Source organism: Pseudomonas sp. GM60 (assembly GCF_000282415.1).
GTDB classification, from domain to species: domain Bacteria; phylum Pseudomonadota; class Gammaproteobacteria; order Pseudomonadales; family Pseudomonadaceae; genus Aquipseudomonas; species Aquipseudomonas migulae.
This window is the reverse complement of record NZ_AKJI01000032.1, coordinates 18018-43053: the sequence shown is the minus strand read 5'-3', so window position 1 is coordinate 43053 and position 25036 is coordinate 18018. Positions and strand designations below refer to the sequence as shown.

General features: G+C 56.7%; 21 protein-coding genes. 5 read left to right on the top strand and 16 right to left on the bottom strand.

The features are described from left to right. The 8 genes from PMI32_RS0128720 to PMI32_RS21160 form a co-directional block, all read right to left on the bottom strand. Positions 1–838: hypothetical protein (locus PMI32_RS0128720; protein WP_081501755.1), on the bottom strand; the 838-nt coding region annotated here is incomplete at its 3' end. A 26-nt stretch (positions 839–864) separates the two neighbouring features. Beyond that, a complete protein-coding gene (locus PMI32_RS30590) occupies positions 865–1914 on the bottom strand; it encodes a DUF6708 domain-containing protein (RefSeq protein WP_081501754.1) in 1050 nt (349 codons plus the stop codon). Between the two features lie 22 nt (positions 1915–1936). After that, on the bottom strand, positions 1937–3043 hold the full coding sequence (locus PMI32_RS21140; protein ID WP_338010006.1) for a DUF6708 domain-containing protein: 1107 nt from the start codon (positions 3041–3043) through the stop codon (positions 1937–1939). A 58-nt stretch (positions 3044–3101) separates the two neighbouring features. After that, on the bottom strand, positions 3102–4166 hold the full coding sequence (locus tag PMI32_RS29605) for a DUF6708 domain-containing protein (RefSeq protein ID WP_008026754.1): 1065 nt from the start codon (positions 4164–4166) through the stop codon (positions 3102–3104). Beyond that, positions 4166–7516: a toxin VasX gene (locus tag PMI32_RS21145; RefSeq protein ID WP_008026753.1), complete on the bottom strand. Its 3351-nt coding sequence runs from the start codon at positions 7514–7516 to the stop codon at positions 4166–4168. Before PMI32_RS21145 ends, PMI32_RS29605 begins: the two co-directional genes overlap by 1 nt. Then, positions 7513–8412, bottom strand: coding sequence for a DUF4123 domain-containing protein (locus PMI32_RS21150; protein ID WP_008026751.1), 900 nt, complete (start codon positions 8410–8412; stop codon positions 7513–7515). Before PMI32_RS21150 ends, PMI32_RS21145 begins: the two co-directional genes overlap by 4 nt. Next, positions 8405–10447: a type VI secretion system Vgr family protein gene (locus PMI32_RS21155; RefSeq protein WP_008026750.1), complete on the bottom strand. Its 2043-nt coding sequence runs from the start codon at positions 10445–10447 to the stop codon at positions 8405–8407. The genes PMI32_RS21150 and PMI32_RS21155 overlap by 8 nt, the downstream gene beginning before the upstream one ends. Before the next feature lie 131 nt (positions 10448–10578). After that, entirely contained in the window at positions 10579–11094 is a 516-nt protein-coding gene (locus PMI32_RS21160) for an Hcp family type VI secretion system effector (protein ID WP_007918282.1), read from the bottom strand. A gap of 409 nt (positions 11095–11503) precedes the next feature. On the opposite strand from PMI32_RS21160, the gene PMI32_RS21165 reads away from it, so the two are divergent. Next, positions 11504–12181: a type 1 glutamine amidotransferase domain-containing protein gene (locus PMI32_RS21165; RefSeq protein WP_008026749.1), complete on the top strand. Its 678-nt coding sequence runs from the start codon at positions 11504–11506 to the stop codon at positions 12179–12181. Positions 12182–12287: 106 nt separating this feature from the next. On the opposite strand, the gene hglS is transcribed toward PMI32_RS21165, so the two are convergent. The 3 genes from hglS to PMI32_RS21180 all read right to left on the bottom strand — a co-directional run bounded on the left by hglS (position 12288) and on the right by PMI32_RS21180 (position 16207). Next, the gene (gene hglS, locus PMI32_RS21170) at positions 12288–13664 is read right to left on the bottom strand and encodes a 2-oxoadipate dioxygenase/decarboxylase HglS (RefSeq protein ID WP_008026748.1); all 1377 of its coding nucleotides are present in this window, start codon (positions 13662–13664) and stop codon (positions 12288–12290) included. A gap of 109 nt (positions 13665–13773) precedes the next feature. Then, the gene (locus PMI32_RS21175; RefSeq protein WP_008026747.1) at positions 13774–14730 is read right to left on the bottom strand and encodes an alpha/beta fold hydrolase; all 957 of its coding nucleotides are present in this window, start codon (positions 14728–14730) and stop codon (positions 13774–13776) included. A 22-nt stretch (positions 14731–14752) separates the two neighbouring features. Continuing rightward, entirely contained in the window at positions 14753–16207 is a 1455-nt protein-coding gene (locus PMI32_RS21180; RefSeq protein ID WP_008026746.1) for a flavin-containing monooxygenase, read from the bottom strand. 185 nt (positions 16208–16392) lie between these two features. Between PMI32_RS21180 and PMI32_RS21185 the strand changes: the two genes are divergently transcribed. Continuing rightward, the gene (locus PMI32_RS21185; protein WP_008026745.1) at positions 16393–17466 is read left to right on the top strand and encodes a diguanylate cyclase; all 1074 of its coding nucleotides are present in this window, start codon (positions 16393–16395) and stop codon (positions 17464–17466) included. Between the two features lie 158 nt (positions 17467–17624). On the opposite strand, the gene PMI32_RS21190 is transcribed toward PMI32_RS21185, so the two are convergent. From PMI32_RS21190 to astA, 3 genes are all read right to left on the bottom strand, one after another. Continuing rightward, entirely contained in the window at positions 17625–18494 is an 870-nt protein-coding gene (locus PMI32_RS21190; protein ID WP_008026744.1) for an oxaloacetate decarboxylase, read from the bottom strand. A gap of 146 nt (positions 18495–18640) precedes the next feature. Next, positions 18641–19675: an arginine N-succinyltransferase gene (gene aruG, locus PMI32_RS21195; RefSeq protein WP_008026743.1), complete on the bottom strand. Its 1035-nt coding sequence runs from the start codon at positions 19673–19675 to the stop codon at positions 18641–18643. A gap of 61 nt (positions 19676–19736) precedes the next feature. Then, a complete protein-coding gene (gene astA, locus PMI32_RS21200; RefSeq protein ID WP_008026741.1) occupies positions 19737–20753 on the bottom strand; it encodes an arginine N-succinyltransferase in 1017 nt (338 codons plus the stop codon). Between the two features lie 543 nt (positions 20754–21296). Here astA and PMI32_RS21205 point away from each other — a divergent pair. Beyond that, positions 21297–21869: a histidine phosphatase family protein gene (locus PMI32_RS21205; RefSeq protein ID WP_008026739.1), complete on the top strand. Its 573-nt coding sequence runs from the start codon at positions 21297–21299 to the stop codon at positions 21867–21869. Further along, on the top strand, positions 21869–22624 hold the full coding sequence (gene cobF / locus PMI32_RS21210) for a precorrin-6A synthase (deacetylating) (protein ID WP_008026738.1): 756 nt from the start codon (positions 21869–21871) through the stop codon (positions 22622–22624). The genes PMI32_RS21205 and cobF overlap by 1 nt, the downstream gene beginning before the upstream one ends. A 117-nt stretch (positions 22625–22741) precedes the next feature. On the opposite strand, the gene ftrA is transcribed toward cobF, so the two are convergent. Next, on the bottom strand, positions 22742–23716 hold the full coding sequence (ftrA, locus tag PMI32_RS21215; RefSeq protein ID WP_008026737.1) for a transcriptional regulator FtrA: 975 nt from the start codon (positions 23714–23716) through the stop codon (positions 22742–22744). A 101-nt stretch (positions 23717–23817) separates the two neighbouring features. Between ftrA and PMI32_RS21220 the strand changes: the two genes are divergently transcribed. Continuing rightward, positions 23818–24246 (top strand): rhodanese-like domain-containing protein, encoded by a 429-nt coding sequence (locus PMI32_RS21220; RefSeq protein ID WP_008026736.1) that lies wholly within the window; start codon positions 23818–23820, stop codon positions 24244–24246. A 128-nt stretch (positions 24247–24374) separates the two neighbouring features. On the opposite strand, the gene PMI32_RS21225 is transcribed toward PMI32_RS21220, so the two are convergent. Next, the gene (locus PMI32_RS21225) at positions 24375–25034 is read right to left on the bottom strand and encodes a type 1 glutamine amidotransferase (RefSeq protein WP_085989734.1); all 660 of its coding nucleotides are present in this window, start codon (positions 25032–25034) and stop codon (positions 24375–24377) included. Positions 25035–25036: the final 2 nt, after the last annotated feature.

The window sequence follows — 25036 nt, the reverse complement described above, 5'->3', positions numbered from 1 at the left end:
GGTACCACCAGCCAACGCCTAAAGCGGAACGCTCGTTGTGCTGGTATTCCTCATGCATGTCTTGTCGTTCTTTATCGAAGGTGTGACGGCCTTCGTAGGGGGCTTTGCCAGGACAGAACTCCGGTCCTTTTTCCATATAGACACGTATGGCTTCCCATTTGCCCAAGCCATGAGCAGGAGTCATTACGCCTTGTCTCACAAAGTGCACTACGTCAGCTCTGGAATCGTCGAACGCCATACCAAAGGTATAGGCGCTTGTTACCCCCACTCCAGTCACACCTGTACTGATTGAGAGCCAAGATACTGTCTCTTCCCATGGTTGAATGACAGGAGCGTCAGAACCTTCGGGGAAAAAGCAGACTTCACGACGTTGGCGGTTGAATCGAATTGGACGGGTACGGGACTTCGCTCTGGTAGTGCTCAAGATAACGTAAGTACCCAGAAGCGCGGCTATTCCTCCTCCCCAAAGACTAAAGGTCACACCGAAATGGAACATACCTGCAGCTCTGTCCCAAAAGGATTCGGAAAATGGATTTCCCCAAGTAGTAGATCCTGCAAGCAACGGCAGAACAATCAGACATGAGAAGATGAACATCATACCGAGCCCAATCATTGCCCTGGCTTGGAAAGCCTTGCCGAAATTACTACTGCCCAAGTCGAGGAATGTCTCGTTGACTTCAACGAAGCTTCCGCCGAAATCCATGGGGATTTGCCCGGTAGGCACCGGCAGTGGCGACAAAAATAGAGCCTCTCCAGTAGCAAAACAACGAGTTTCACCGGCGGCAGGGCGCTGCTGTTTAATATCGAACTCGTCGTGCTGCGCAGAGATAGGTGTCATTCGGAAAACCATAAAGGGTGTTCGGCCTAGGACGCGCCCACTGTGGGCTCTTTAGCCGGTTCGGAAAATTTCACCTTGAAGTAATCCAGCAGGTTCTGGCCTTTCGCAAATGCTTTTCTGATCTCAGCACTTTCCTTCATCAACTCATCGCTAGGTACCGCATGTTCTTCAATATGACGTGATAGTGACCAATCCAGTACTTCCTTGGGGAATCCTGCTTTGGGGCGGTTATTGATCCAGGCTGCGATGTAGCAGGGTATCGTCCAGCCACTGAAAAACTGAATTGTCAAAAAACCCCATATATATCGAAGGAATGAATGATGAGAACGATATCCTTGTCTGCACATATGGAAATAGGCGACTGAGCCTGCTTCGAATTCATCTGTTTGCCCCTTGGGTAATGCTTGAGGCCCTTCTTCCATATAGACACGTATGGCCTCCCACTCAGCTATGGCTTGGTTCAAGTTCCCGCTCGGAACGCTGACCCAAAGCACATCGCCATTTTTGTCACGAAGTCCGATCATTAGTTTGAATTCGGGGATTGCAGCATATTGAGTGATCAGTTTGCTAACTGAAACGCTTGCAATTACTTCTTCCCACGCAACATAACGAGGGGACATTCCCTTCTTGGGAACAAAAACAACTTCCCGACGCTGGCGATTGAAACGTATTGGAGGTTGATTGCTGACTTGGTGAATGGCAAATAAAAACACGCAAAGGTAAAGACTGGCAAGCGCACCCACAAAACCCCAAACCGCAATGCTTGTAAAGAAATCCAGCCAGCTACTCCAGAACGGCTCTACATCTCTTCTTATCCAAGATCCAAGCCCCGTTGTAAAAAAAAGAAAAATCAACAGGAACATCACCGCCCCGATTCCAGCTCGGGCCATAAACTCAAAGCTTCCTCGAGAAATAGCAAAGTCTAAAAAAACTTCATTGGCATAGCGGTGCAGTTGGCGCGCACTGAAAGGCAACAGCCCTGTAGGGACGGGCCTAGGTGATAAGTAGACAATCTCCGTGCCGGAGTCACTTTCAAAGTCTCCGGCATGAGGTAGTCGGTCGTATTTATGCTTCAAGGACGTGGCTCATCGTTTCCATTCAGTTATTTATCGATTCTTCTGTCTTGTTTACGTTTAGATTTGCCTTGAAATAAGTCATGAAATCTTGTCCCTGAGCAAAAGCCTTCTCGATCTTGGCGCTTTGCTCTTTCAAAGCTTGGCTTGGCTTCGCCCACTGCTCAGGCGGAAGAGATTTCGACCACTCAGAAATGGATTCAGGTAGAGATTTCATACTGAAACGATGGTCCCATTCCGCTACCCAGTACGGAAAACGCCACCAGGTGATCAGGTGTGTCAGGTACCACCAGCCAACGCCTAAAGCGGAACGCTCGTTGTGCTGGTATTCCTCGTGCATGTCTTGTCGTTCTTTATCGAAGGTGTGACGGCCTTCGTAGGGTGCTTTGCCAGGGCAGAACTCTGGACCTTTTTCCATGTAGACGCGTATGGCTTCCCATTTGCCTAGTCCATGAATAGGAGTCATGACCTCCTGTGTAAGAAAGTGCACCGTATCGGCCTTGGGATTATCTATGGCCATGCCAATGGTGTAGCTACTGATTACGCCTACTCCTGTAAACCCGGTGCTGACTGAGATCCATGCAACCGTGTCTTCCCAAGGCTGGATCACTGGTTCGTCGGAGCCATCCGGGAAGTAACAGACTTCTCGGCGTTGACGGTTAAATCGGATAGGTCGGGTACGGGCTTTGCGTCTGGTGGTGCTGATAATCGCGTACAGGCCGATCAGCGCTGCTCCCCCTCCACACCAGAGCGCTAGTGATAGTCCAAACTCAAAAAAATCGTTGAAGTAAAACCAAAAGCTTCTACCGAATGGGTTTATGAATGCTGCGAAGCCCATCAAGGTTGGGAGAACAAATAGACAAACGATAACTACCACTGTAGGGAGCGACACAGCTAATCGTGCTTGGAAAGACTTGGTGAGATTGCTACTGCCCAAGTCCAGGTAGGTGTCGTTGACTTCAACGAAGCTTCCGCCGAGATCCATTGGGATTTGCCCGGTAGGAACAGGTCGCGGTGAAAGGAACAATGCTTCGCCATTGAGGACGCGACGAGTTTCACCAGCGACAGGGCGTTGCTGTTGTATATCGAACTCGTCGTACTGCGGAAAGGTTGGTGGCATGCGGAAAGCCATGAAGGATAATCGACCTAGGACGCGGTCACTGTTGGCTCTTGAACCGGTTGGGGAAATTTCACCTTGAAATGTTTGCTTTGAAGTACGACATGAAATCTTCTCCGTTGGAGAAGGCTTTTTGAATTTTCAAGCTTTCTTCTTGTAGTTCTGTACTAGGTTTCGACCAATGCTCAACTGGCAGGGCTTTAGACCATTCAGTAATACTTTCCGGCATAGCCTTCATGCTGTATTGATGATCCCACTCTGCTATCCAGTACGGTATTTTCCACCAAGAAACAATGTGTGTGAGTAGCCACCAATATTTTCCAATTAAGCTTCTTTCTCCAGCGTTAACTTCTTCTTGCATGGTGTTGCGTGCTTGTTCGAAAGTATGTCGGCCTTCATGGGCTGCTTTTTCCGGGCAATGTTCAACGCCATGTTCCATGTAGCTTCGTATGGCTTCCCATTGTCCTAGCCCATGAAACGGAGACGGAATAGTATCGTTAATGTAGTAGGCTACCCCGTTGGCTTTATCTTCTATGGCTATTCCAAGGGTAAAGGTTTTAACGACTCCAACCCCGGTTGTGCCTGTTCCTGCCGATAGCCAGGCTATCGTTTCTTCCCAAGGGCGAATTATAGGTGTGTCCGACTTTTCTGGGATGTAGCAAACTTCGCGCCGTTGACGATTAAATCGAACTGGCGTTGTTTTTGATTTTTTAAGGGTTGTTCCCGCTATTACGTATATCGCAATTAAAGCGGTGGCTCCTGTTAATCCAAGTGCCAGATAAAAAACATAGTCAAATACGACTTCTGCTCTAGACCAGAAGGTCACTCCGTAGGGGTTTCCCCACGCTGTTGTACCCGCTAGAAACGGCGCAAATAAAAAAAAGAAAAATGCAATGAACATGGTGTTAGCTATCATGATTCGCGCTTGAAACGCTTTTCCGGAATTACTGGTTCCGATGTCAAGATAGGTGTCATTGACTTCGATAAATTTTCCACCTAGATCCACTGGCAATTGACCTGTAGGGACTGGCAGTGGTGAAAGAAACAATGCCTCTCCCGTGGACATTACCACTGTGGCTCCAGCTTTTGGGCGCTGGCTACTTACGTCGATATCACGGTGTTTGCTCTTAAAAAACATCAAATTTTACCAGTGGTGGCAGAGGTTTCCGAAAGGCTTAAAACGTCGCTTGATACTATGACCCAAGGTGCATCTGCTTTTCGTGCTCGAAACGCGATCACTTCTGACATGCTTTTGCTTTTACCCTGTTCTACAAACAGGGTTTCAATCTGGAAGCGTTTTTCGCGAACGACTTCATTTTCGCCAGGGACAGGATGATATCGCAATTCCATTGCCAATCCATGCTGTGCGTTTGATTCGTGTTGAAAAATTTCTAATCCTATCGTAAGCGGCTCGTGGGGGGCGCTCAATAATTCGAATTGATAAGACAGTTGCTCGCTCCAAGGCTCCCAATCATTTCGCTGCATATTTGTTAGCCAGTAAGCGGAAACTCCTATGCCGGTTTCATCTAGATCTCGTACAGCGATACCAGGAAACTGCAATACAACCATGGGCTTGTTTTTTATTGTCTTCAGTTCGGCTCGCGGGCTGGCTAAGTCCGCTACGCGTACTCGTTCGTCACGTAAACTGTGGTTAGCATTTTTATGCCCCCATGCGCTTTCTGATAGCCATTTGTCCAATTTGCTTTTGTTGTTGTAATTGTAGATTGCTTCTCCTGCAAGTTGCAGTGCAGTCAGTACAAAACCTATCAAGTTTACTCGCATTGCGATCGTTATTAATCGCACACCTGACGTAGTCCAGGCAACAGCGCCAGTAGCTGTTCTGATTAACTGATTCCCCGTCGCGACCGCAGACCAGCCATTTAATGCAAATTGTCCCGTATCGCCGACCAACGTCATGCTCGCACCGATCAGTGTCGCTTTGTCACCAGTCCTCAATGCTTCGGACCATCTGGCGACAGATCCTTTTTCACCGAACATGCTGGTTGCAGCGGCAGCAAAGCCAAGCGTATATGCAAATATACCGAGGCCACCAACGAGTTTACCCAGTCTTGCTGCGTTTTTTGTTTTCCCTGCGGCACTGGCGTAGTTGTCCATTACGGTAGAAATAACAGTGATGGAAATTCCTTGCGCAGCGGCAAATATTCCGCCAGTAGTTGAGGTCAGAGAGTTAATAAATGCCTGTATGTCATTGGCGTCGAGATCTGGTTTTCTTCTGAATTCTTCGTATACAGTTATAAAGCTAATAATTTGTACAACTGCAGCAGTGGTTGCAAATAAGTCGCCGCCTGCGGATAGAAAAACATTTTTTCCGAGATTTTCGAATTTTCTCTTGTTTCTGAAATCATCTACCATTCGATTGAATTCGGTTTCTTGGGCTGCAGTAAGATTTTTTATCTTGTAACCTGCTTTACATGGTCCGTCACCAATAGGGCTTATTGCAGAGCTAACACGATTCTCTAAAGCCGGGAGAGATTTTTGTAATGACTTACGTTGGGTCGAATACGGTTTGTGACTACCTGCTGGTACAAGACCTTTACGTTCCTTTGCGAGTGTTTGCTTTATTTTGTGCTTGAGCGATTTCATTTCTTTGCGAATCGAGACTAGTTTGTCTACGTCTTGCTGGAATGCGCGTATTTGATTGGCTGATGAGAATTCTAATGTGATGCCGCTTTTGCCAAATGCTTTTAAAACATCTAACCATGTCGCGCCGGGTATATGGCGTAGTACCTTTGCAGGATCTAGTGGTGCGCCATTACGCATGGCAGCCATCGCTTCATCTAATGCGTTTGCTAATCCTAATTGTTTCGCAGGATCATAAGCATTGCTGACGGCTTGACTGAAGGTTATTCCGCTTTCACTTAGTTGGAACGTTGCGGGTAGGGCAACTCTTACCAGATTGTCGAATTTTCCACTAAGCGCTTTCATATCCTCGTAGTCTTTTTTTGATAGGAATAGATCGCGAATAGACTTGGCTGCAGAGAGCATCTTTGCCTGCATGTCTTTTTGGTCGGTGCGGCTGAGTGTGTAGAATGCATTAACGCCGAAACCTGGATTTTCTTCTCGAAGTTTTGCTATAGTTTCTGTTGACTTGTCAGTTCTGCACACATCTTTGAGGCAAGCATATTCCGTGCTTAGTGCTTCGTCCATTTGATTGGAATAATTAGTATCGAAATACCAGGCGGACTTATGGAAGCGTTGGTCTTTAAGTAGACTGCTACGGTCTTCAGTAATTGCATCAAGTCGTCGGTTCCAACGCTGTAGCTGTGTTCGTTGCTGCTTTAAAAACGCCTCCATTGCGGGTCGGTCAATGAGGTCGTCAATACCATCCTGCCCCATTTTTGCGCCATACAAAGCGTCATGTGTATTATCATCCAGACTTTCAATGAAGTCTTTGTAGCGAGCATATAGTGGTTCGCCAAGGTTCTGTCGCATTCGCATCTTGGCGGCAGCTGTCGCACTTTTTAAATTGCCCGGACCGCTCCACGAAGTCTGATACTTAGCATTGATGTATTCAGAGATACTTTTTCTTTGGGTTTCATCGGTATCTTTTCTGATATTTTCAAAGCGGGGATCCTGCTTTGCAGATTCAGCAACACTGTTGCCATCAATTGTATAAAGCGACTCAATGTAAGATCCAAACACATATTTTTTCTGATTGGCTTCTGCTTCACTCCAATCAATGATCCAACTGGACACCAAATCCTGATGTTCTGCCAGATCGCGAAGCACACCCAAGTCATCTTGGACGACTAGGTACAGATGATCGTGCTCATTTTCTGCCTTAACCTGTTTTTTCAAGGTGCCCATTTGGGTCTTCTTGAACAGTTTGATCTGTTCCCAGAGATAGTCTTTGCTTTCCTCTGGTTTAGCCCCTGTAGCTGCCGGTGATTTACTCGGCTGCTCCGCCACTTCCGCAATCCATTTCTCCGCCTGACTCGGCGTCAGCAGATTAGCCGCGCCTTTCTCCGGATCAGCCTTGGTCAGGTCCACTGCCTGCATGAAGTATTCACGCTCGGACTTGTGCTTGATGACCTGCGCGCATTTGGCGGCGGTCCATTGCACTTCGGAGTAGTTGACGTAGAGCTTGCTCGAACGCGGGAAGACCAACACGGCTTCGCCTACGTTGCTTTCGCGTTTGTTGGCGGTGATCTCGCCTTTTTCCCACAGCAGTTGGGTCACGATGCCGTTCTGGATGCGGTATTCGTGCATGACGGCTTGAGGTTTTTTGTCGACGATGACGTAGAGCCAGCCGTCGCGGATCAAGCGAATGCCCAGTGGACGGGAAGTGGTCTTGTACGGCATCGCCAGTGCACTGGATGGGTCGAGCCGTTCGACGAGGCCATAACGCAGCGGGATGAGCTGGATCTTGGCCTTCATCAGGGGGCAGCCACCCAGGGAGCACTTGCCGTCGTCCTGGCTTTTTGCAACGTTGTTTGGGCTTTTGCCGGCCGATGTTGGCGTGGTCATCCTTGATTCCTGTGCAGGGTTTCGGCCCGTTCCTGGGCAATATCAGCGACCCGTTCGAGTCTCTGAGCGGGCGTTTGTTCCGACGGGGTCTTGAGTATCGCATCCAGGTCCGGATGCTCCTCCAGCGCTCGCTCGCCGAGGAACCCGTGAATGTTGGCGTAGAGGGTGATGTCGAGTTCGGTGTTGAAGCCGCGATCGTAGGAGGTCGAGGCCAGTGCGTGCAGGTGTTCCCAGCGGTGCAGCGGCATCGATTGCGCCTGATAGGACGGGAAGTATTCGTGCATGTGCTGGTCGAGACGCAGGACGATGCTGCGGAAATTCACTTCATCCAGTTGGCTGAGTTGCTCGTCGCTCAAGCGATAGCGTTTGCTGTGGTTCGGCTCAGGGGCTTTGCCCGGCCGCTGGTTGATGTGCCAGCAACCCAATGCCGCGTCGGCGGTGACGATCTGCGAGCAGGGGCCGAACAGGGTAGGGTCCTTGATGCTCTCGGCGTGACCGAGCAATGCGTGGGCCACGGCAGGGTCGGCGACGCGCAGCAGGACTTCTTCACCCTGAGGGTGCATGACGCTGGTCAGCCAGCGGAAGTGCTCGACCATTTGTGTCCAGGGTTGATCGCTGAACACCAGGTAGCCCCACTCCTGGCGGGGCTCGGCGAGAAACTTCGCGAGGATGGGATTGCTCTGTGCGTTGATCTGAACCAGGCACGGCGAGACGTCGCCCAATTCCGCCCACTGAGTGCCGAGGTAGAGCGGCTCGAACACCGGGTCATCCGACCATTGATAAAGGTGCTGGGGCAGTTTCTCGACGCTGACGCCATCCAGCAACAATCCGACGGTGCCATTCCACGGCAGGCCTTGGGGCAACCCGTTTTCCAGCGTCCAGTCGGACTTAAGCATTTTGCGCCTCCAGTTTGGCCTTCTCGCAAATCGCGCAGATCGGCTTCTTCTGCATCAACGCTTGTCGCTGCGCGGGCACCAGCAATTGCCCGGCCTTATCCGCATCCGCCTGCTTCAACGGCCCCGGCAATATCGGCGCCGCCCCCGTCCCGCTGCCCGGTCCGCCACCGGAGTTCATGTTGATCGCCGGCCCGCTCATGGTGACGCCGCCTGCATCGATCTTGATGAAGCTGCCGCCGCCGATCAGGGTCAGTTCGCTGCCGGCTTCGAGCACGATTTTCATGCCGCTGCTCAGGTGGATTTCCTGGCCCGCGTCGATGAATTGCCCGGTGCCGATCTTGATGTGCTGGTTCACGCCCACGGTCAGGTGGTCGTTGGCGCGGGCTTCGACTTTGCGGTCTTCATAAACGGTGTGGTGTTCTTCGGCCTTGAATTCGCTGTAGCTGTTCTTCTCCACGGTGTCGTGGCGTTCGTTGCCGACGCGGATCTTCTGGTCGTGTTCGACGTTTTCATCCCAGTCGCGCTGGGCGTGGAGGAAGATCTGTTCCTGGCCTTTCTTGTCTTCGATGCGCAGTTCGTTGAAGCCTGCGCCACCCGGTGAACTCAGGGTTTTGAAGGTGGTGCGGGTCTTGTTCGCCGGCAGGGCGTACGGGACGACGTTTTCCTTGTGGTACAGGCAGCCGCTGATCAGCGGTTGGTCGGGGTCGCCTTCGAGGAACGTGACGAGCACTTCCATGCCGATTCGCGGGATGGCGATGCCGCCGTAGTGAGCGCCGGCCCAGGCGGAGGAGACACGCAGCCAGCAGCTGGTCTTGTCGTCGGCCTGACCTTCGCGGTCCCAGTGGAATTGCACTTTGACGCGGCCGTACTGATCGCAGTGGATTTCTTCACCTTTGGGCCCGGTGACCACGGCGCTCTGGCTGCCGAGAATGCGCGGTTTTTTCTGCGTCAGCGGCGGGCGGTTCGGCACGTCCCACGGGGTGGCCTGGAAGCGGTTGCGATAACCCTGATGGAAGTCGTCTTTCAGGTTGGTCGTGCTGCTGGTGACCGACTCTTCCAGCACTTGCGGCTGTTTGCCTTCGTGCAGGACTTCGGTCAGCAGCCACAGGTCGTTCCATTTAGCTTTCGGGTGTTGGGTCAGGGCCAGGAAATGGCCGCTGACCAGCAACGGCTGATCGCTTTTGCCTTCGGCCAGCTGGAAGTCGCTGCGGTGACGTTCGAGGGCACGTTTGGCCAGGTGCTTGCCGCGTTCGCGGTCGATGAAGCGACCAGGGTAGTCGTAGTCTTCGAGGTCGGGCAGGGCGTCGCCACGGTGTTCGCTTTCGAGGTTGATGCGCGGTTTTTCGAAGTCGTAGTCGCGGCGGGTGATGCGGCTGGTGCGGGTTTCCAGGCGCAGGTCGAAGCGCTTGATCACCGGGTCGCTGGCGACCATGCCGGAGTCTTGCTGATAGGCCACGGGCGCGAGTTTCGGGAATACCGTCTGGTCATCGCCGAACACCAGTTTGTGGGCCGTGGCGCTGTGCTCGTAGTGGTAGTGGATACCTTCTTCCTCGCACAGGCGCTGGACGAATTGCAGGTCCGACTCATCGTACTGAACGCAGTAGATGCGCTCGGGATAAATCGCCCCGACTTTGAACTGGTAGGCATTGCTCTGGATGCCGTGCTCTTCGAGGACGAGGCCGATGATTTTCGGCACGGTGAGGTTCTGGAAGATGCGCTGGTTGATGCGGTGCGCGAGGTAGGACAGTTGCGGGCGCAGGGTCACCGCGTAGCGGGTCAGGCGTTTGCCGGAATCACCCTGGGCGGCGCGATAGATCTGGCCATGAATGCCGCTGCCATCGGGCGAGAGCTGCAAAAAGGCCGGTTTGTGCAGCAGGCTTTCGAGGTCCAGGGACGGCTTTTCACTGACCAGTTCCACCTCAAACACAAACGGCTGGCTGATGGCTTCCCGACCTTGCAGGGAAAGCACCTGGAAGTCGTTGGGGAGACCTTCGATGGTCAGGGCAAAGTGAGTCTGATTGGCCGGCGCGAACATCCCTTGTTCCTCGTGCTGTGGAGCGGCGTTCGTCGACAACCGCAAGGCGGATCAACGCACGCGAAATTCTGGAGGGGCGTAAACAACATCGACCAGCAGAGCTGGCCGATGCTTGTAACGATCAGCCGTAATTAAACGACTGGAGCACGCCAGTCATCGGAACCCGAAGTACCGGATACTTCGTGGGTCCAGGTGATTTTGCGGTAGGTGAACTGCACTTCTTCCAGGTGGGTGAAGTGCGAGTTGCCTGGATCCTGGCAGTTGTGCATTTTGTTGTTGATGGCGACGATGATCGCGTCTTCCAGTTTGGTGGTGTAGTAGTGCTCTTGAGTACCTTGAGCCGAAGTACGGTACCACTGGATAACGATTTCGCTCATGCGCTCGCCGGAGGTCAGAGCCGCTTGCAGCAGAGGCGAAGCCTTGTCGTAGACCTTGGTGATCACGACTGGCTTGTGTACGCGCTGACCGGTCGGTTGGCCGGATTGCGGGTCACGCGGGATGATCACGTCGTGGGTGAACGCCTGAACCATGACCTGGTCTTCGTGACCTTCCTGGTAGGTGTTGCCAACGGAGTCGGCAGTGAAGGCGCCGGCAGTGATCAGGCCTTGTTTTTCGCCAGTGACGGACATGTACGCTGGTGTTGCCATGGATGCTCTCCTTGCTGAATAAATTAAGGTGCCCGGGAGGCGGTATCGCCCGGTGGGTGCATGACTGTTATCAAGGTCCGTGCCAAAAACTATAAAAGACATATAAAACAAAGCGTTGAGATGGTTTTGCGACTGTTTTTAAAACCCCGCGCAAGGATCTACGCGTAATGTGCGCAAGAACTTGCGCAGCACTGCGCAACTTCTTGCGCACTCGGCTGGAGGCCCTGATTAGCCGGATGTTGTGCAGTGAAACCGGAGGATTTGCTCGGTCGATTGCGCAACTTCTTGCGCATCAAGGCGGTTGGCCATCACTGAGAGAACCCGTGTAACAAGTGCAACGAACTGCGCAGCCGGGTGGTCAAATCTGCGCTGAGATAACCGTACATTTCCCACATTCAAGGAGCGCGACATGAAAATCCTGATGGTTTTGACGTCCCACGATCAATTGGGCAATACCGGTAAGAAAACCGGCTTCTGGCTGGAGGAATTCGCGGCACCGTATTTCGCTTTCAAAGACGCCGGCGCTCAGCTGACGCTGGCGTCGCCCAAGGGAGGCCAGCCGCCACTGGACCCCAAAAGCGATGAGCCCGATGCGCAGACCGCTGCGACGGAGCGTTTTCGCAAGGATCCGGCGGCCCAGTCTGCATTGGCGTCCACCGCGTTGCTCGGCAGCGTGCGAGCCGAAGATTGCGATGCGGTTTTCTATCCGGGCGGACATGGCCCGTTGTGGGATCTGGCTGAAGACAAGGTTTCGATCGCATTGATCGAGGCGTTTTACACGGCGGGTAAACCTGTCGCTTTGGTCTGCCATGCGCCGGGCGTGTTGCGTCACGTCAAGGGCGCGGATGGCCAACCGCTGGTCAAAGGCAAGCGTGTGACTGGCTTCACCAACTCCGAGGAGGAGGCGGTGCAACTGACCGACGTTGTGCCGTTTCTGGTGGAGGACATGCTCCAGGAGAAGGGCGGGATTTATTCCAAGGGGGATGACTGGGCGAGTTATGTGGTGACCGATGGCCTGCTGCTGACCGGGCAGAATCCGGCGTCGTCCGAGGCAGCGGCTGAAGCGCTGCTAACGAAGCTGAAATAACCACGAACCTTGTAGGAGCCGGCTTGCCGGCGATAAGGCCCTAAAGAGCAATACAAATCCAAGGGCCCCATCGCCGGCAAGCCGGCTCCTACAAGGGGGGGGGGGATTAACGGAGCGTTGCGAAGCATTCCTCGATCGAGCGCCGTTGCGTCTCGGCATACAACCCCAACTCATCGATGGTCGATCGTCCCAGGGCTTGCTCGAATGCTTGCCGGTTCGAATGCTCGCCGTAGTGGGTTTGCGCGGCATCCCCCAGGTTTGACTGGAAAATCCCCGCCGCGCTGACCGGCAGGAAATCTTCGTAGACCAGCGGTTCAACCCGCAAATAGCCACCGCTGAGCAGATCTTCCAGCGACAAGGATTTAAGCGCCGGCGCTCCGACGCCTTTCTCCGTCACGAAATAGCGAAAGTACGCCAGTTCCTGTAGGCGCATGCCCTCGACGGTGTCAGGGAATTCGCTGAAGTGCTGCGTCATCAGCGCGTTATAGCGTGCGGCGTTGCCTTCGTTGGGGAAGTCCCCGAGTTCGTCGCGAGCAGCATTGAGCAAACGGTCATACAGCGCTCGTCCTTTAGGTGTGAGCGCCGCGCCGCGCTGCTCGATTTCACCGAAACGGGCGCTGTGGCTGCCGCGAGTTTCGGCCTGATCGGTGAAGGCGACAGGCTCGTCCAGCGCCTTGAAACTGGTCTGACGCAACAGGATCGGGCACTGCCGGCGGGGCGGGCCTTCGATCACCGCTTTAGGGGTAATGCCGTGGGCCGGCATTTGCGCCTGCACGATGTCGATGTCCAGCGTGCGCGGCGTCAGGTGATTGATGTGCGGGCCCTTGAACGCCACCACGTCGGCGATCAGGCGATGCTGGGCGCTGAGTTTCTGGTACTGCTCGGCGGTGACCGTCGCGCTGTGGTGCCAGCGGAAGGTTTCCAGCGCTTGCTCGACGAAGTCCTGGGCCTCGGGCTCGGTGAGGCCACCTTCGGTTTCGGCACGATCAATGAGGTTCAATGCTTTTGGCGTGAAGATCGAGCGCTTATTCAGCACCGATTGCGCAAAGGCGCGCAGCCCCAGGTCTTCGATCAATTCCAGACGCAGCAACGAGGTGAACACTCGAAACGGGCTGACTTGCAGTGCGGCTTCATGCACCGCGCGGAACGCCGTGGAATGCACCGGCACGCCGGCCGGGGTCAGGTCGTAATAGCCGACCGGTTGCATGCCCATCACCGCAAACAGCCGGGCGAGGGTGGCCAGTTCAGCGGCGGTGCCGACGCGGATGGCGCCATGACGCTCCAGGTCCAGACGCTGGATTTCGCCGGTGCTGTTCAACTGTCGGGCGATCTGCGGGTCGCTTTCCAGTACATGGCGGTTGGTCTGTTCCACCAGTTCCATCAGCGCGCCGTACAGCGGCACTTCTTCGCGGTACATGTCGGACATCGCTTTGGAGAAGCGTTGGCGGATCAGGTCAGGGCTGACAAAGCTCGGGTGGCTCATGAAAAAATTCCTGGCGCGGTGACGTAAAGGATGCGGAAAAGATCGCAGCCTTCAGCGTCGCCGACAAACGAAGAATCTTACGGACTTCATTCTTCCAAGGACTGCTTGCTCAATGCATCCTCTGGTCCTGAGGGCTTTCCGAGCGTTGGGATGCCAAAAACTCCCGATATAACCGCGCCGTACTCCCTGGCTCTTCGACCATCGGCATATGGCCGATGCCGTCCCAGATTTCTACACGCAGATCCTCGATGCCTTTGCTCCAGATCGCCACGCTGCTGACATCGATCAAGCGGTCCTTGCGCCCCCACAGCAGCAGCGCCGGGCACTTGATGTCGGGCAGTTTTGGCTCCATCGGCGGGCTGGCGCGAAAATCGCTGAAGATTTCTGCCAACTCATCCCGGGACTGTTCATAACGCTGGGCGATGGCGTCGAGCACCACGCCGGGCACCCACGGTGGTTCGGCCATGGTCATGGCGTAGAAGCGCCGGAATTCTTCTCGGGAGTGAACCAGGAACGGGTTGTGCCCCTGGGCCAGGTGGCGTTCCAGGTCACTGATTTCGGGGGCGGTGACACCGGCCGGGTCGATCAGGGCGACCGACGCGATGCGCTCCGGGTAGGTGGCTGCGAGCCAGGCCGCCATGTAGCCGCCCATCGAGTTGCCGATCACGTGGACCTTCTCGACGCCGCAGACGTCGAGCAACTGGATCATTCGTTTGGCCTGCAAGGGAATGTCATAACCGCCGCCGGCCTTGAAGCCGGTTTCGCCATGCCCCGCGATGTCGGGAATGATCACCCGGTATTTGCCGACAAAGTGCCGGGCGAAACGCAGCCAGATGTTCTTGTCGGCGCTGTAGCCGTGGAGCATCAGCACACTGCTTGACGCTTCATAAGGCCCGCCTTGCCAGGTCGAGACGGTCATTTCGGCGATGGGCACGACGATTTTGTGTAGCCGATACAGCTTGGCTTCGGCCGCCATGTTCAAGTCATAGAGCCAATAACCGATGGCCGGGTAGCTCAACCAGCTCCAGGCCGCGAAAACTGCGATAGCGACAACCAACAAAAGCATCAGGCGTCTCCCTTCTCTCTGATCAGGACAGCATGTGATCGGCGGGTTTCAGTGCCCGGGTCAATCGGTGGTAGCTGAAACTGAACCCCGGAAACATGGCGATTACATGACCGCTCTTGCTTTGATACCAACTGTGGCAGCCTCCTGACTTCCATACAGTGCGTTCCATCTCCCGGTGGATCATTTCAGTGTAGGTACGTTCTGCCTCGGGGCGTACTTCGATGCTGCGCAAACCCTGTTCTTTTAACGTGCGAATGCAGTCGAGGATGTAATTCATCTGCGATTCGATGATGAACAGCGCCGACGTGTGGCCGATGCCGGTGTTGGGACCGGTGACGATAAACAGGTTGGGGAAGTCCGGCAGGCTGGTGCCGAGGTAGGCGCGAGGGTAGGTCGCCCAGAAATCCCTGAGTTGCTTGCCGTTTTTTCCGCTGACCGGGTAGGAAATGACCCCGTCAGTGGCGTCGTAACCGGTGGACCAGACGATCAGGTCCACGTCGATATGCTGCCCGTCCTGCATGACAATGCCGGTTTCGTCGATGGCGGCAATGCCTTGCTCGCGGCTGTGCAAGGTCACGTTGTCGCGGCCGAGTGCCGGGTACAGGGTGCTTGAAACAATGACCCGTTTGCAGCCGATGGCGTAGTCCGGTGTCAGTTTTCGTCTGAGTTCAGGGTCGGGCACTTGTCGTTTGAGGAAGCGCAGGGCGTGTTGCTGGACCATGCGGATGGCCGGTTTCGAATATTTGAAGGCAATCACCCGGGTTTCGAATTGCCAGTAGATCATCCAGCGCAGCAGCTTGTAGGCGGGTTTGAGGCCGAGCAACCAGCGCTGGAAAGGCCCAAAAGTGCGGTCGCCCCGTGGCAGCACCCAGTGCGGTGTGCGCTGGAATACATGCAAATGCTCGACGTCCGGAGCAATCGCCGGGATCACCTGGGCCGCGCTGGCGCCACTGCCAACGATGGCGACGCGTTTATGCCGATAGTTGTAGGCGTGATCCCAATGGTTGGTATGAAAAGTCTTGCCCTGAAAGCGCTCCTGGCCCTCGAAGCGTGGGACGACGGGCTGGCTCAGCGGCCCTGTGGCGTTGATCAGGAACTGCGCGTAGAACGTGCCTTTGCTCGCGGTGTGCACTGCCCAGCGTTTGGCGTCGTCGTCCCATTCGACGCGTTCGACGTTCGCCTCCAGTTCCACCCTGTCGCGCAGGCCGAATTGCTCCACCACGTGCTGCGTGTAGCGGTGCAATTCGGCTTGTTCGGCGAACATTTGCGTCCAGCGATAGGGTGCAAAGGACAGCGAATACAGCGGCGAGGGCACATCGACGGCGGCGCCGGGGTAAGTGTTCTGGCACCAGGTGCCGCCGAAGAAGTCCCGACATTCCAACAGACGAAAATCATCGATGCCGGCCTTGAGCAAATTGATCGCCGCGCACTGGCCGCCGAAACCGCTGCCGATGATCAACACTTGGAAAGTCTGCATGGGCCTCCTTTTTTCTCGTTATTTGTCTCTTCAGGTATAGCCAAACATTCGGGGCTCGCCTCCTGTCTATACCGCGGTATTCAGACTGCTGGCCGGTGATGGCTATTTGACGTTGCCCTGTTAGACTTCGAGCACACCCGCAACCCCAGGTGTGATCAGGTTCCGTTCAGCGGTACAGAGGCCTTATGGGAAAAACGGGAGGAAAAGGACTTTCACTGGCCAGGAGGCTCTATGCATCGCGAAGCCTGGGGCTAGCCGCGGGACTGGTGTGTGTGGCCGCCGCGATGTACCCGCTCGATCCGCCATTGTGGGTCTGGGCGATGATGCTCTTCAACGGAATCTTCTGGCCACACGTGGCCTACCAATGGGCGCGTCGGGCGAAGGTTCCCTACCATGCCGAACACCGTAACCTGCTGGTCGACGCCTTTCTCGGCGGCTTCTGGGTCGCCGCCATGCAATTCAATCCGCTGCCCAGTGCAACCACCATTGCCATGATGGCAATGAACAATGTGGCCATTGGCGGTTTGCGATTCCTGCTGGTGGGCACGGTTGCGCAACTTCTGGGTGTTTGCGTCGGATACTTTCTGTTTGCGCCAGCCTTCATTCCTGAAACCAGTCAACTGCAGCTGTACGCCTGTTTACCCTTGCTGTGTCTTTATCCGTTGGCGCTGGGCTGGATCTGCTTTCGCCAGGCCACCACGCTTGGCCGGCAAAAGCGCGAATTGCTTGCCCTGAGTCGCACCGATAGCCTCACCGGCCTGCTCAACCATGGTGCCTGGAAGGACCAGTTGGAAGTCGAATTCCAGCGCTGTAAACGACAAAATCGGGGTGGGGCTATTGCGTTGATCGACGTCGATCACTTCAAAGCCATCAACGACACCTACGGGCATGTCGCCGGCGATATCGTCTTGCGGCAGTTGAGCAAGGTGCTCAAACAGAACCTTCGGGCGACTGACGTGGCCGGCCGCTACGGCGGTGACGAGTTCTGTGTGATTCTCCCGGACCTTGCGCTTGGCAGCGCCGCGGCGGCCATGGATGCCCTGCGGGATCGTTTCGCCACCCTCAGTTACGAACAGAGCCCGGCGCTGAAAGTCAGTCTGAGCATCGGCCTTGCGGCTTTCACTCAGGCGCACACAGACGCGACGCTCTGGCTCAACGACGCCGATCAGGCGCTCTACCAGGCCAAGACTACCGGTCGCAATCGGGTCATCTGTAGTGGCGAGGGCGAGCCTCGTCACGAACTGTTCGACCCAGTCTGAAAGACTGCACAAATCCCTTGTAGGAGCCGGCTTGCCGGCGAAGAGGCCGTCAGCGTTACATCTTCATTGGCAGTTCACCGCTATCGCTGGCAAGCCAGCTCCTACAGGGTTTTGCACTGTCCTTGCTGGCGATGGCGTCAGAACGGCTCACACTGCAATTACTCTTTAACGCTCATAAACTCTTCTGCCCAACGGATGTATTCCTCAGGCTGCGTATAGGTATGCGTCAGTTCCGTAGCGCTCAAGTCCGAGGTCTGGGTGAGGATCTGCCGCTGCTCGCGCAGGCTGTCGTAAGTCGCCTTGATCGCAGCAAAGTAAGCGCCATGACCGTCGATGGTGACCCGCACGCCCAGCTCCGCCAGACGTTTGTCGTCGCGCAGCAGCGGGTTGCCGTAAGTGACCAGCATCAGTGGCACGCTCAGGTGTTCGGCGATCTGTTCGAGGTGGTCGAAGTCCCGCACGCCCACCATGCAAATCCCGTCCGCACCGGCCTTCTGGTACTGCTGGGTGCGGCTGATGATTTCCTGCACCGGCAGGATGCCCGCGTGGGTGCGGGCGATGATGGCCATTTCCGAGTCAACCCGGGCTTCCAGCGCTGCGCGGATCTTGCCGACACCTTCGGCGACGCCGATCAGGTCGGTGGACTTGCGGCCGAATTGCGCCGGCAGCAGGGTGTCTTCGATGGTCAGGGCGGCGATGCCGGCACGTTCGAGTTCGACGATGGTGCGCATCACATTGAGGGCGTTGCCGTAGCCATGGTCGGCGTCGGCGATTACCGGCAATTGGGCGACACGGCCGATGCGAGTGGCCTGCTCGGCGAATTCACTGAGGGTGATCAGGGCGAAGTCGGGTGCGCCCAGCACTTGTAGCGACGCGACGGAACCACCCAGGATCCCCACTTCAAAACCCAGGTCCGCGGCAATGCGTGCCGACATCGGGTCGAAAACCGACGCGGTGTGATAGCAGGTTTTGGAAGCGAACAGTTCACGGAAATTACGGCGCAAATCTTGATGTGAAAGCCTGGACATATGAGTTCCACCAATGGAATGGAAGGGCTTGAGCAAAAGTGTCAACGCCGAAAAAACAAAAGGCTATCACGCAAAGGGGGGAAGAATGATGACGAATTTGCAGAGCGGGCCTGATCGAAACCGCCATTGAGAGGCGTGAGGTTGCTTCAAGCCGCCGCAGCCTGCTGCTGTTGATTGAGCAGCGGCACCGCGCGTACCGAGTTGCCGGGTTGCAGTTGCAAGCGTTTGGCGGTGAGCCGGTCGACGATCAGGCTGTTGCCCACTCGCCTGGCAGGGGCGGCGGTGATGCGGCAGTTTTCCAGTCGGCGGTTGTGGATCAGCCAGACCGGCGCCTGGTCGTCTGGCGTGCCGATGACCAGCGATAGCGCCTGGCTGTCGCGCACCGTGCGGATTTTCGACAGCGGTGCTTCGATGACCGGGCCGGCGTCGAAGATGTCGATGTAACCCTTGTGCGTGAAACCTTCGGCGGTGAGGATTTTCAATGCCGGTTCGGTATTCGGGTGAGCCTTGCCGATCACGGCCTGGGCCTGTTCGGTGAGCAGGCAGGTATACAGCGGTTGGCGTGGCATCAGTTCGGCAATGAACGATTTGCTGCCCAGCCCCGACAAGTGATCGGCATGGTTGAAATCCATCTTGAAGAAGTGCCGGCCCAGGCTGTCCCAGAATGGCGAGCAGCCTTGCTCGTCGGCGCTGCCACGCAGTTCGGCGATGAGCTTCTCGCCGAACAGGTGCGCAAACTCGGCAGCAAACAGCAAGCGCGCCAACGACAACAATCGACCATTGCTGCCGTGGCGTTGATCGTGACGCAGGAACAGGGAGCAAATCTCCGATTGCCCGGTCATTTCGTTGTTCAGGAACAGTGTCGGGATTTGCCGCCGGATGCCCAGATCCGGTGACGCACTGACTGTCAGTCCCACTCGATAGTTGTACCAGGGCTCACGCAGGCCAACGGCCCCCGTCAGGGCGCTGACACCCACTACTTGCTGATCGTCGTCTTCGAGCACGAACAGGTAGTCGGCATCGGCGCGTTCAACCTGCTCCGCGAAAGTTCGTTGCGCCCAGCGCACCCGGTGCGCCAGGCGGTCCTCGCTGGCGGGCAGGGTGGTAAAGCCGGGGCCGGCCTGCCGGACCAGCGCCAACAGGGCGGGCAGGTCGGTGATCTGGACCGGACGGACAATCATTTTGCAGCTCCTTCTACACGCAGGTTCGAGCGCTGTCGTTGGGCACTGGACGCGATGATGCTCACAGCGCGATCACCCGGATCGGGCTGCCGTCGGTGACATTCAGTGCCTCGCACATCTCGGCGCTGAGGACCACGGGTTGCCCGGCGGTGTAGTCCAGATCGGCGACGATGGCGCGATAGTTTCGCAGTGAATCGTTGCTCACCAGGTAGCGTCCTCGGGCATCGATGGTCGAGCCCGGTGTGGCGGTGCCATTCTGGCTTTGCGCGATAGAGCGGATGTTGGCGAGACGTGCATACAGGGTCGGGCCGCCGTCGAACAGGTCGATGTAGCTGTTGGTCTCGAACCCCTCGCGTTCAAGGATATCGAAGGCCTCCTGGCCGTCGGGGTGAATACGGCCGATGCAGTCCCGCGCGGCCTGGGGCAGCATCGGCACGTAGATCGGATATTGCGGCATCAGTTCGGCAAGAAATGTCCGGCTCTCCAGTCCGCAAAGCCGCTCGGCCTCGGTGTAGGGCAGGTCGAAGAAGTGTTTGCCCAGCGCATCCCAGAATGGCGACCGTCCTTCTTCATCGCTGAAGCCGACGATTTCGGTGATGACCGCTTCGGCAAAGCGCGGCAGGTGCGCGGCGATGAACATCAGGCGCGCCCGTGACAGCAATTCGGAGGACGGTGTGCGCACCAGTGCCGCATCGATGTGAAACCCACGCAACAAGGTGTGGCCACTGAGGTCGTGGCACAACGAAAGCGCCGGCACGCCGTGCTCGATGTTCAGCTCCCGCGAGGCGCTGGTGAAGTGCCGGTTGCGCAGGCTGTAGAAGGGTTCGCCGAAACCGGCAGTGGCGAGGATTTCCGAACAGCCCGCGAGGCGCCGGGTGGTCAGGTCCTCCAGCACGAAGAAGTAGTTTTCCGGGCCATGCTGTTGCACGTTTTTATCGAACGAGGCGCAGGAGTCGAGAATCCGCTCGCGCAAGCGTTCGGTGTTGTCCGGCAGGGACGTCACGCCGACCAGGCTTTCTTGCGCCAGTCGCTGCAACTGGGGCAGGTCGGTTAACTCCACTGGGCGTAAGACCAGCATGGATGCACTCCTGTATCAAAGGGTTCGGCGGTTGGCACGAACCTGACTATCACTGTCGGTTTCCACGCATTGAATCGGCGGTCGCTTGATGCTGTTTGCCAGGCGCCACTCTTTTTCTTATCCAGTCAGTCGCTGCTGGCCGCAGGCAGCGTCATGCTGACACTGTCGGTCGGGTTCTGGGTGCGGAGGCGGTGGTGCATGTTGCTGGAAGCGGGCATCCGGGCTCCTGCTGGATGAGGGTGTTGTTTAGATTAGCCGTTACGGCAGTATTTATGGAACGATCGCCCCATGTCTAGTGAATTTTTGCTCGGCCATTTCTGGCCCTAAAATGGGGCGAAATGCCCGTATGTCGGGGGCTACACCAAAGTCGCTCAGCCTTGTAGGTCCTCGCTTACAGGGGTGTCGGAGATAGCGGTTTTTTAAGGGCGACAAGCGTTGGCAAGGGCTAAAACGAAACGCCCCCAATCGTGTTTCTTACGGCACAATTGCGTGATTGTTGGCGGCGTGACGCTGTTTTCCTTTCCTTTTACCGAGTGATCCTTCGTGCAGGCGACCCGTTTGACCCTGATGTGCCACGCTCGAACCGTCGCACAGAAATTGGCGCGTTTTCCTACGGATGAGCCGGTGGAGATGGATTGGCAATCGGCAAGAGGTTCGTTGGGTTCCCGACTCAAGAAGGCATCGCGCCTGTTCTGCGGTCCGGAATTGCGGACCCGGCAAACCGCCGGGTTGTTCGCCGATGACGTGGAGATTGTCGAGGCGCTGAGGGAGTGTGATTTCGGACGCTGGAATGGCGTGCGGATCGACGACCTGCAGCGTTCCGAACCCGAGACCTTGCAGGCCTGGCTCGATGATCCGCGTTCGGCGCCTCACGGTGGCGAGTCGGTAGCGCAACTCGGCGAGCGGGTGGCCGCCTGGCTGAAAACGCTGGAGGCAACACCGGGGCACTGCGTTGCCATCACCCACCCTTTTGTCATTCGCGCGGCGTTGACCCATGTGCTGCAAAGTCCCGCGTTCAATCTGATCGATGTCGAACCGCTGTCAGCCATCGAATTGCGCTTCAATGGTCGCTGGCGCTTACGTGTGTTGGGCACAGACCTTGAGGGAGCCTGTTGATGAAAAAACTGATGGTCATCGGCATCGGTGCCGGCAACCCCGACTACATCACGATGCAGGCCGTGAAGGCTCTGAACCTCGTCGATGTGTTTTTCCTCATGGAAAAGGGCCAGAGCAAAGACAAGCTGATCGACCTGCGCCGTGAGATTTGCCAGCGCTACATCACTGATCACACCTACCGTTTCGTTGAAGCCCACAGCCCGGAGCGCGAGCGCGGAGAGGTGGACTACAAGGCCAGTGTGGAAGACCTGAACCTTGCCAAGCAGATGACCTTCGAACGGCTGATCAATGAGGAAATGTCCGACGGCCAGTGTGGCGGATTTCTGGTGTGGGGTGATCCGGCGTTGTACGACAGCACCATTCGGATCTTGCAGGCTATTCTGGCGTCCGGCCGCTGCGTCTTCGAGTTCGACGTGATCCCCGGTATCACCAGCGTTCAGGCATTGGCAGCCCAGCATAAAGTGCCGCTGAACCGGATTGGGCGCTCATTCGAAATCACGACGGGCCGCCGGCTGGCGGCAGGGCAGGTGAGCGATGCCGACAGCCTGGTGGTGATGCTCGACGCGGAAGATTCCTACCATCAGGTGGCTGATCAGGAGACAGAGATTTACTGGGGGGCTTACCTGGGGACACCGGATGAAATCCTCATCAGCGGCAAGCTCAAGGACGTGGCGGATGAGATCGAGCGAGTGCGCAAGGCGGCGCGGCTGGCTAATGGGTGGATTATGGATACGTACCTGCTGCGCAAGCCTTGAGAGATTCGGTGTCTGACCTGACGTCATCGCGAGCAGGCTCGCTCCCACAGTAGATCTCCAATATCCACGGTCCCCTGTGGGAGCGAGCCTGCTCGCGATGAGGCCCTTGAGTGCACCTCAAACCGTCGTGCTGGCCTCCCGCCCAAACCGCTCCCGATACACCGACGGCGGCACGCCGACCACGTTGCGAAACGCCACCCGGAAACTTTCCACCGAGCGATAACCACACTGCTCGGCGATCTGGTCGGTGTTTCTGCTCGTGCTCTCCAGCAATTCACGGGCCCGCGCCAGGCGTTCATGCTGCAACCACGCTTTGGGCGGCATGCCTGTGGCTTCGGTAAACCGACGCAGGAATGTCCGTTCACTCATGGCCGCCTCGCTGGCCAGGTCGCGGACCTCCAGCGGTTCATGCAAACGCTCCCGAACCCACTGCATCACGCGGGAAAGATCGCTGCGCGGCGTAGGACTGACCGGCGTCGGAATGAACTGCGCCTGGCCGCCGGTGCGTTGCGGCGACATCACCAGCCGTCGTGCCACCGAGTTGGCCACCTGAGTGCCGAAATCCCGTGCCACCAAATGCAGGCACGCATCGATACCAGCAGCACTGCCCGCCGAAGTGATCAGTTGGCCCGAGTCGACGTAGAGCACGTCAGGGTCCACCAGGATGTTCGAGAACCGCGCCGCCAGTTCCGAGGTGTAGCGCCAATGCGTGGTGGCACCGTGACCGTTGAGCAAACCGGTCGCTGCCAGGACGAACACGCCTGAGCAGATCGACAGCAACCGTGCGCCTCGCGCATGGGCCTGGCGCAGGGCGGTAATCAACGCTTCAGGCACCGCAGCGTTGCGATCACGCCAACCGGGAATGATGATGGTTCGGGCGTCGCCGAGCAGTTCCATGCCGCCATCGGCCAACACCTGAATGCCGCCCATGGCGCGCATCGGGCCCTGATCCACGGCGACGATCCGGTGTTCGTACCACGGGAAATCGAACTCCGGTCGCGCCAGGCCGAATATCTCCACGGCGATGCCGAATTCGAAGGTGCAGAGGCCGTCGTAGGCCAGAATCGCGACTAATCCAGGGCTGAGCTGCATTTGGCGGAAAATTCCCGGTAGGTGTCTTGTGCGCCACTTTAGCCGCAAGCGCACGGCGGATAAAGTCTTCTCACACCCACCCAAACGTTGGAGTACCGCTCATGACCAGCCTGGTCCGCAACATTCCCGCCGCCCCATCGGCCATTGCCCTGATGCATTTCAGCAACCGTCTGACCTTTGAGACCGATTGTTCCGACGTCCACGGCAGCCAGCAGGCAGGTGAAGTGGATTTTGTGCTGGTGGACGTGCGCGGTCCGCTGGCGTTCGAGCGTGGTCATGTGCCGGGCGCGATCAATCTTCCGGGGCGACTGCTGACTGCTGAGCGGGTGGCTGGCTATGCCAAATCCACGCTGTTCGTGGTTTATTGCGCCGGGCCGCATTGCAATGGTGCCAACAAGGCCGCGGTGAAACTGGCGGCTCTGGGCTACCCGGTCAAGGAAATGATCGGCGGAGTGACCGGGTGGCTGGATGAAGGGTTTGAGTTGAGTACTGAGGTGCAACGGCCAACCGCCATCGGCTGCGAATGCTGAAAACGCAGTTCCGACATGAAATGCATTCCCTTGTAGGAGCTGGCATTCCCTTGTAGGAGCTGGCTTGCCAGCGATGGCGGCCTCAGGATCGACGTAAGTTTCCAGAGCTTTCGCCAGCAAGCTGGCTCCTACAGTTTTGGGGTGTTCTTGCGATCTTTGGCTACCGCCCACCACTCATCCAGCGTCGCCTGCAACCAGTCAAAAACGGCGGCATGGGCGGCGCTGTCCGGTGCTCCTCGTGGCAGCGGCGATTCATCGGCAAAGTGCGCATTGAGCGTTGCCACCGATTCGGCATTCCACTCCGGATGAAACTGCAAACCCACCCGCGCAGGCCCTGCGCGATACATCTGCTGCTTGCACTGCGCGCTGCTGGCCAGTAGCTGCGCGCCAGGCGGCAAGTCGATGGCGTCTTCGTGCCATTCCAGCACCTTCAATACCTGGCCATCGGCAAAGCGCACTGGCGTCCAGCCGGTTTCGGTCCGATCCATTCGCCGCACATTCCCGCCCAGACTCAGCGCCAACAGCTGCGCCCCCAGACAAATCGCAAACACCGCCGCGCCCTGTTCCAGGCTGCGCGCGAGCCACTGGCGTTCAGCCTCCAGCCATGCGGGGCCGGCGTTGGACTCATAGGGCCCGCCCAATAAAACCGCCGGTTCCGCGCTGACTGGCGGCAATTGACCGAGGTCGGCGCGGTAGACGTTCAGCGACAATCCCCGGGAGGCAGCCCAGTCGGCAATTGCACCCGGTCCTTCGGCGGGGTGGTGCTGGATCAGGTTCAAGGTGCGAATCT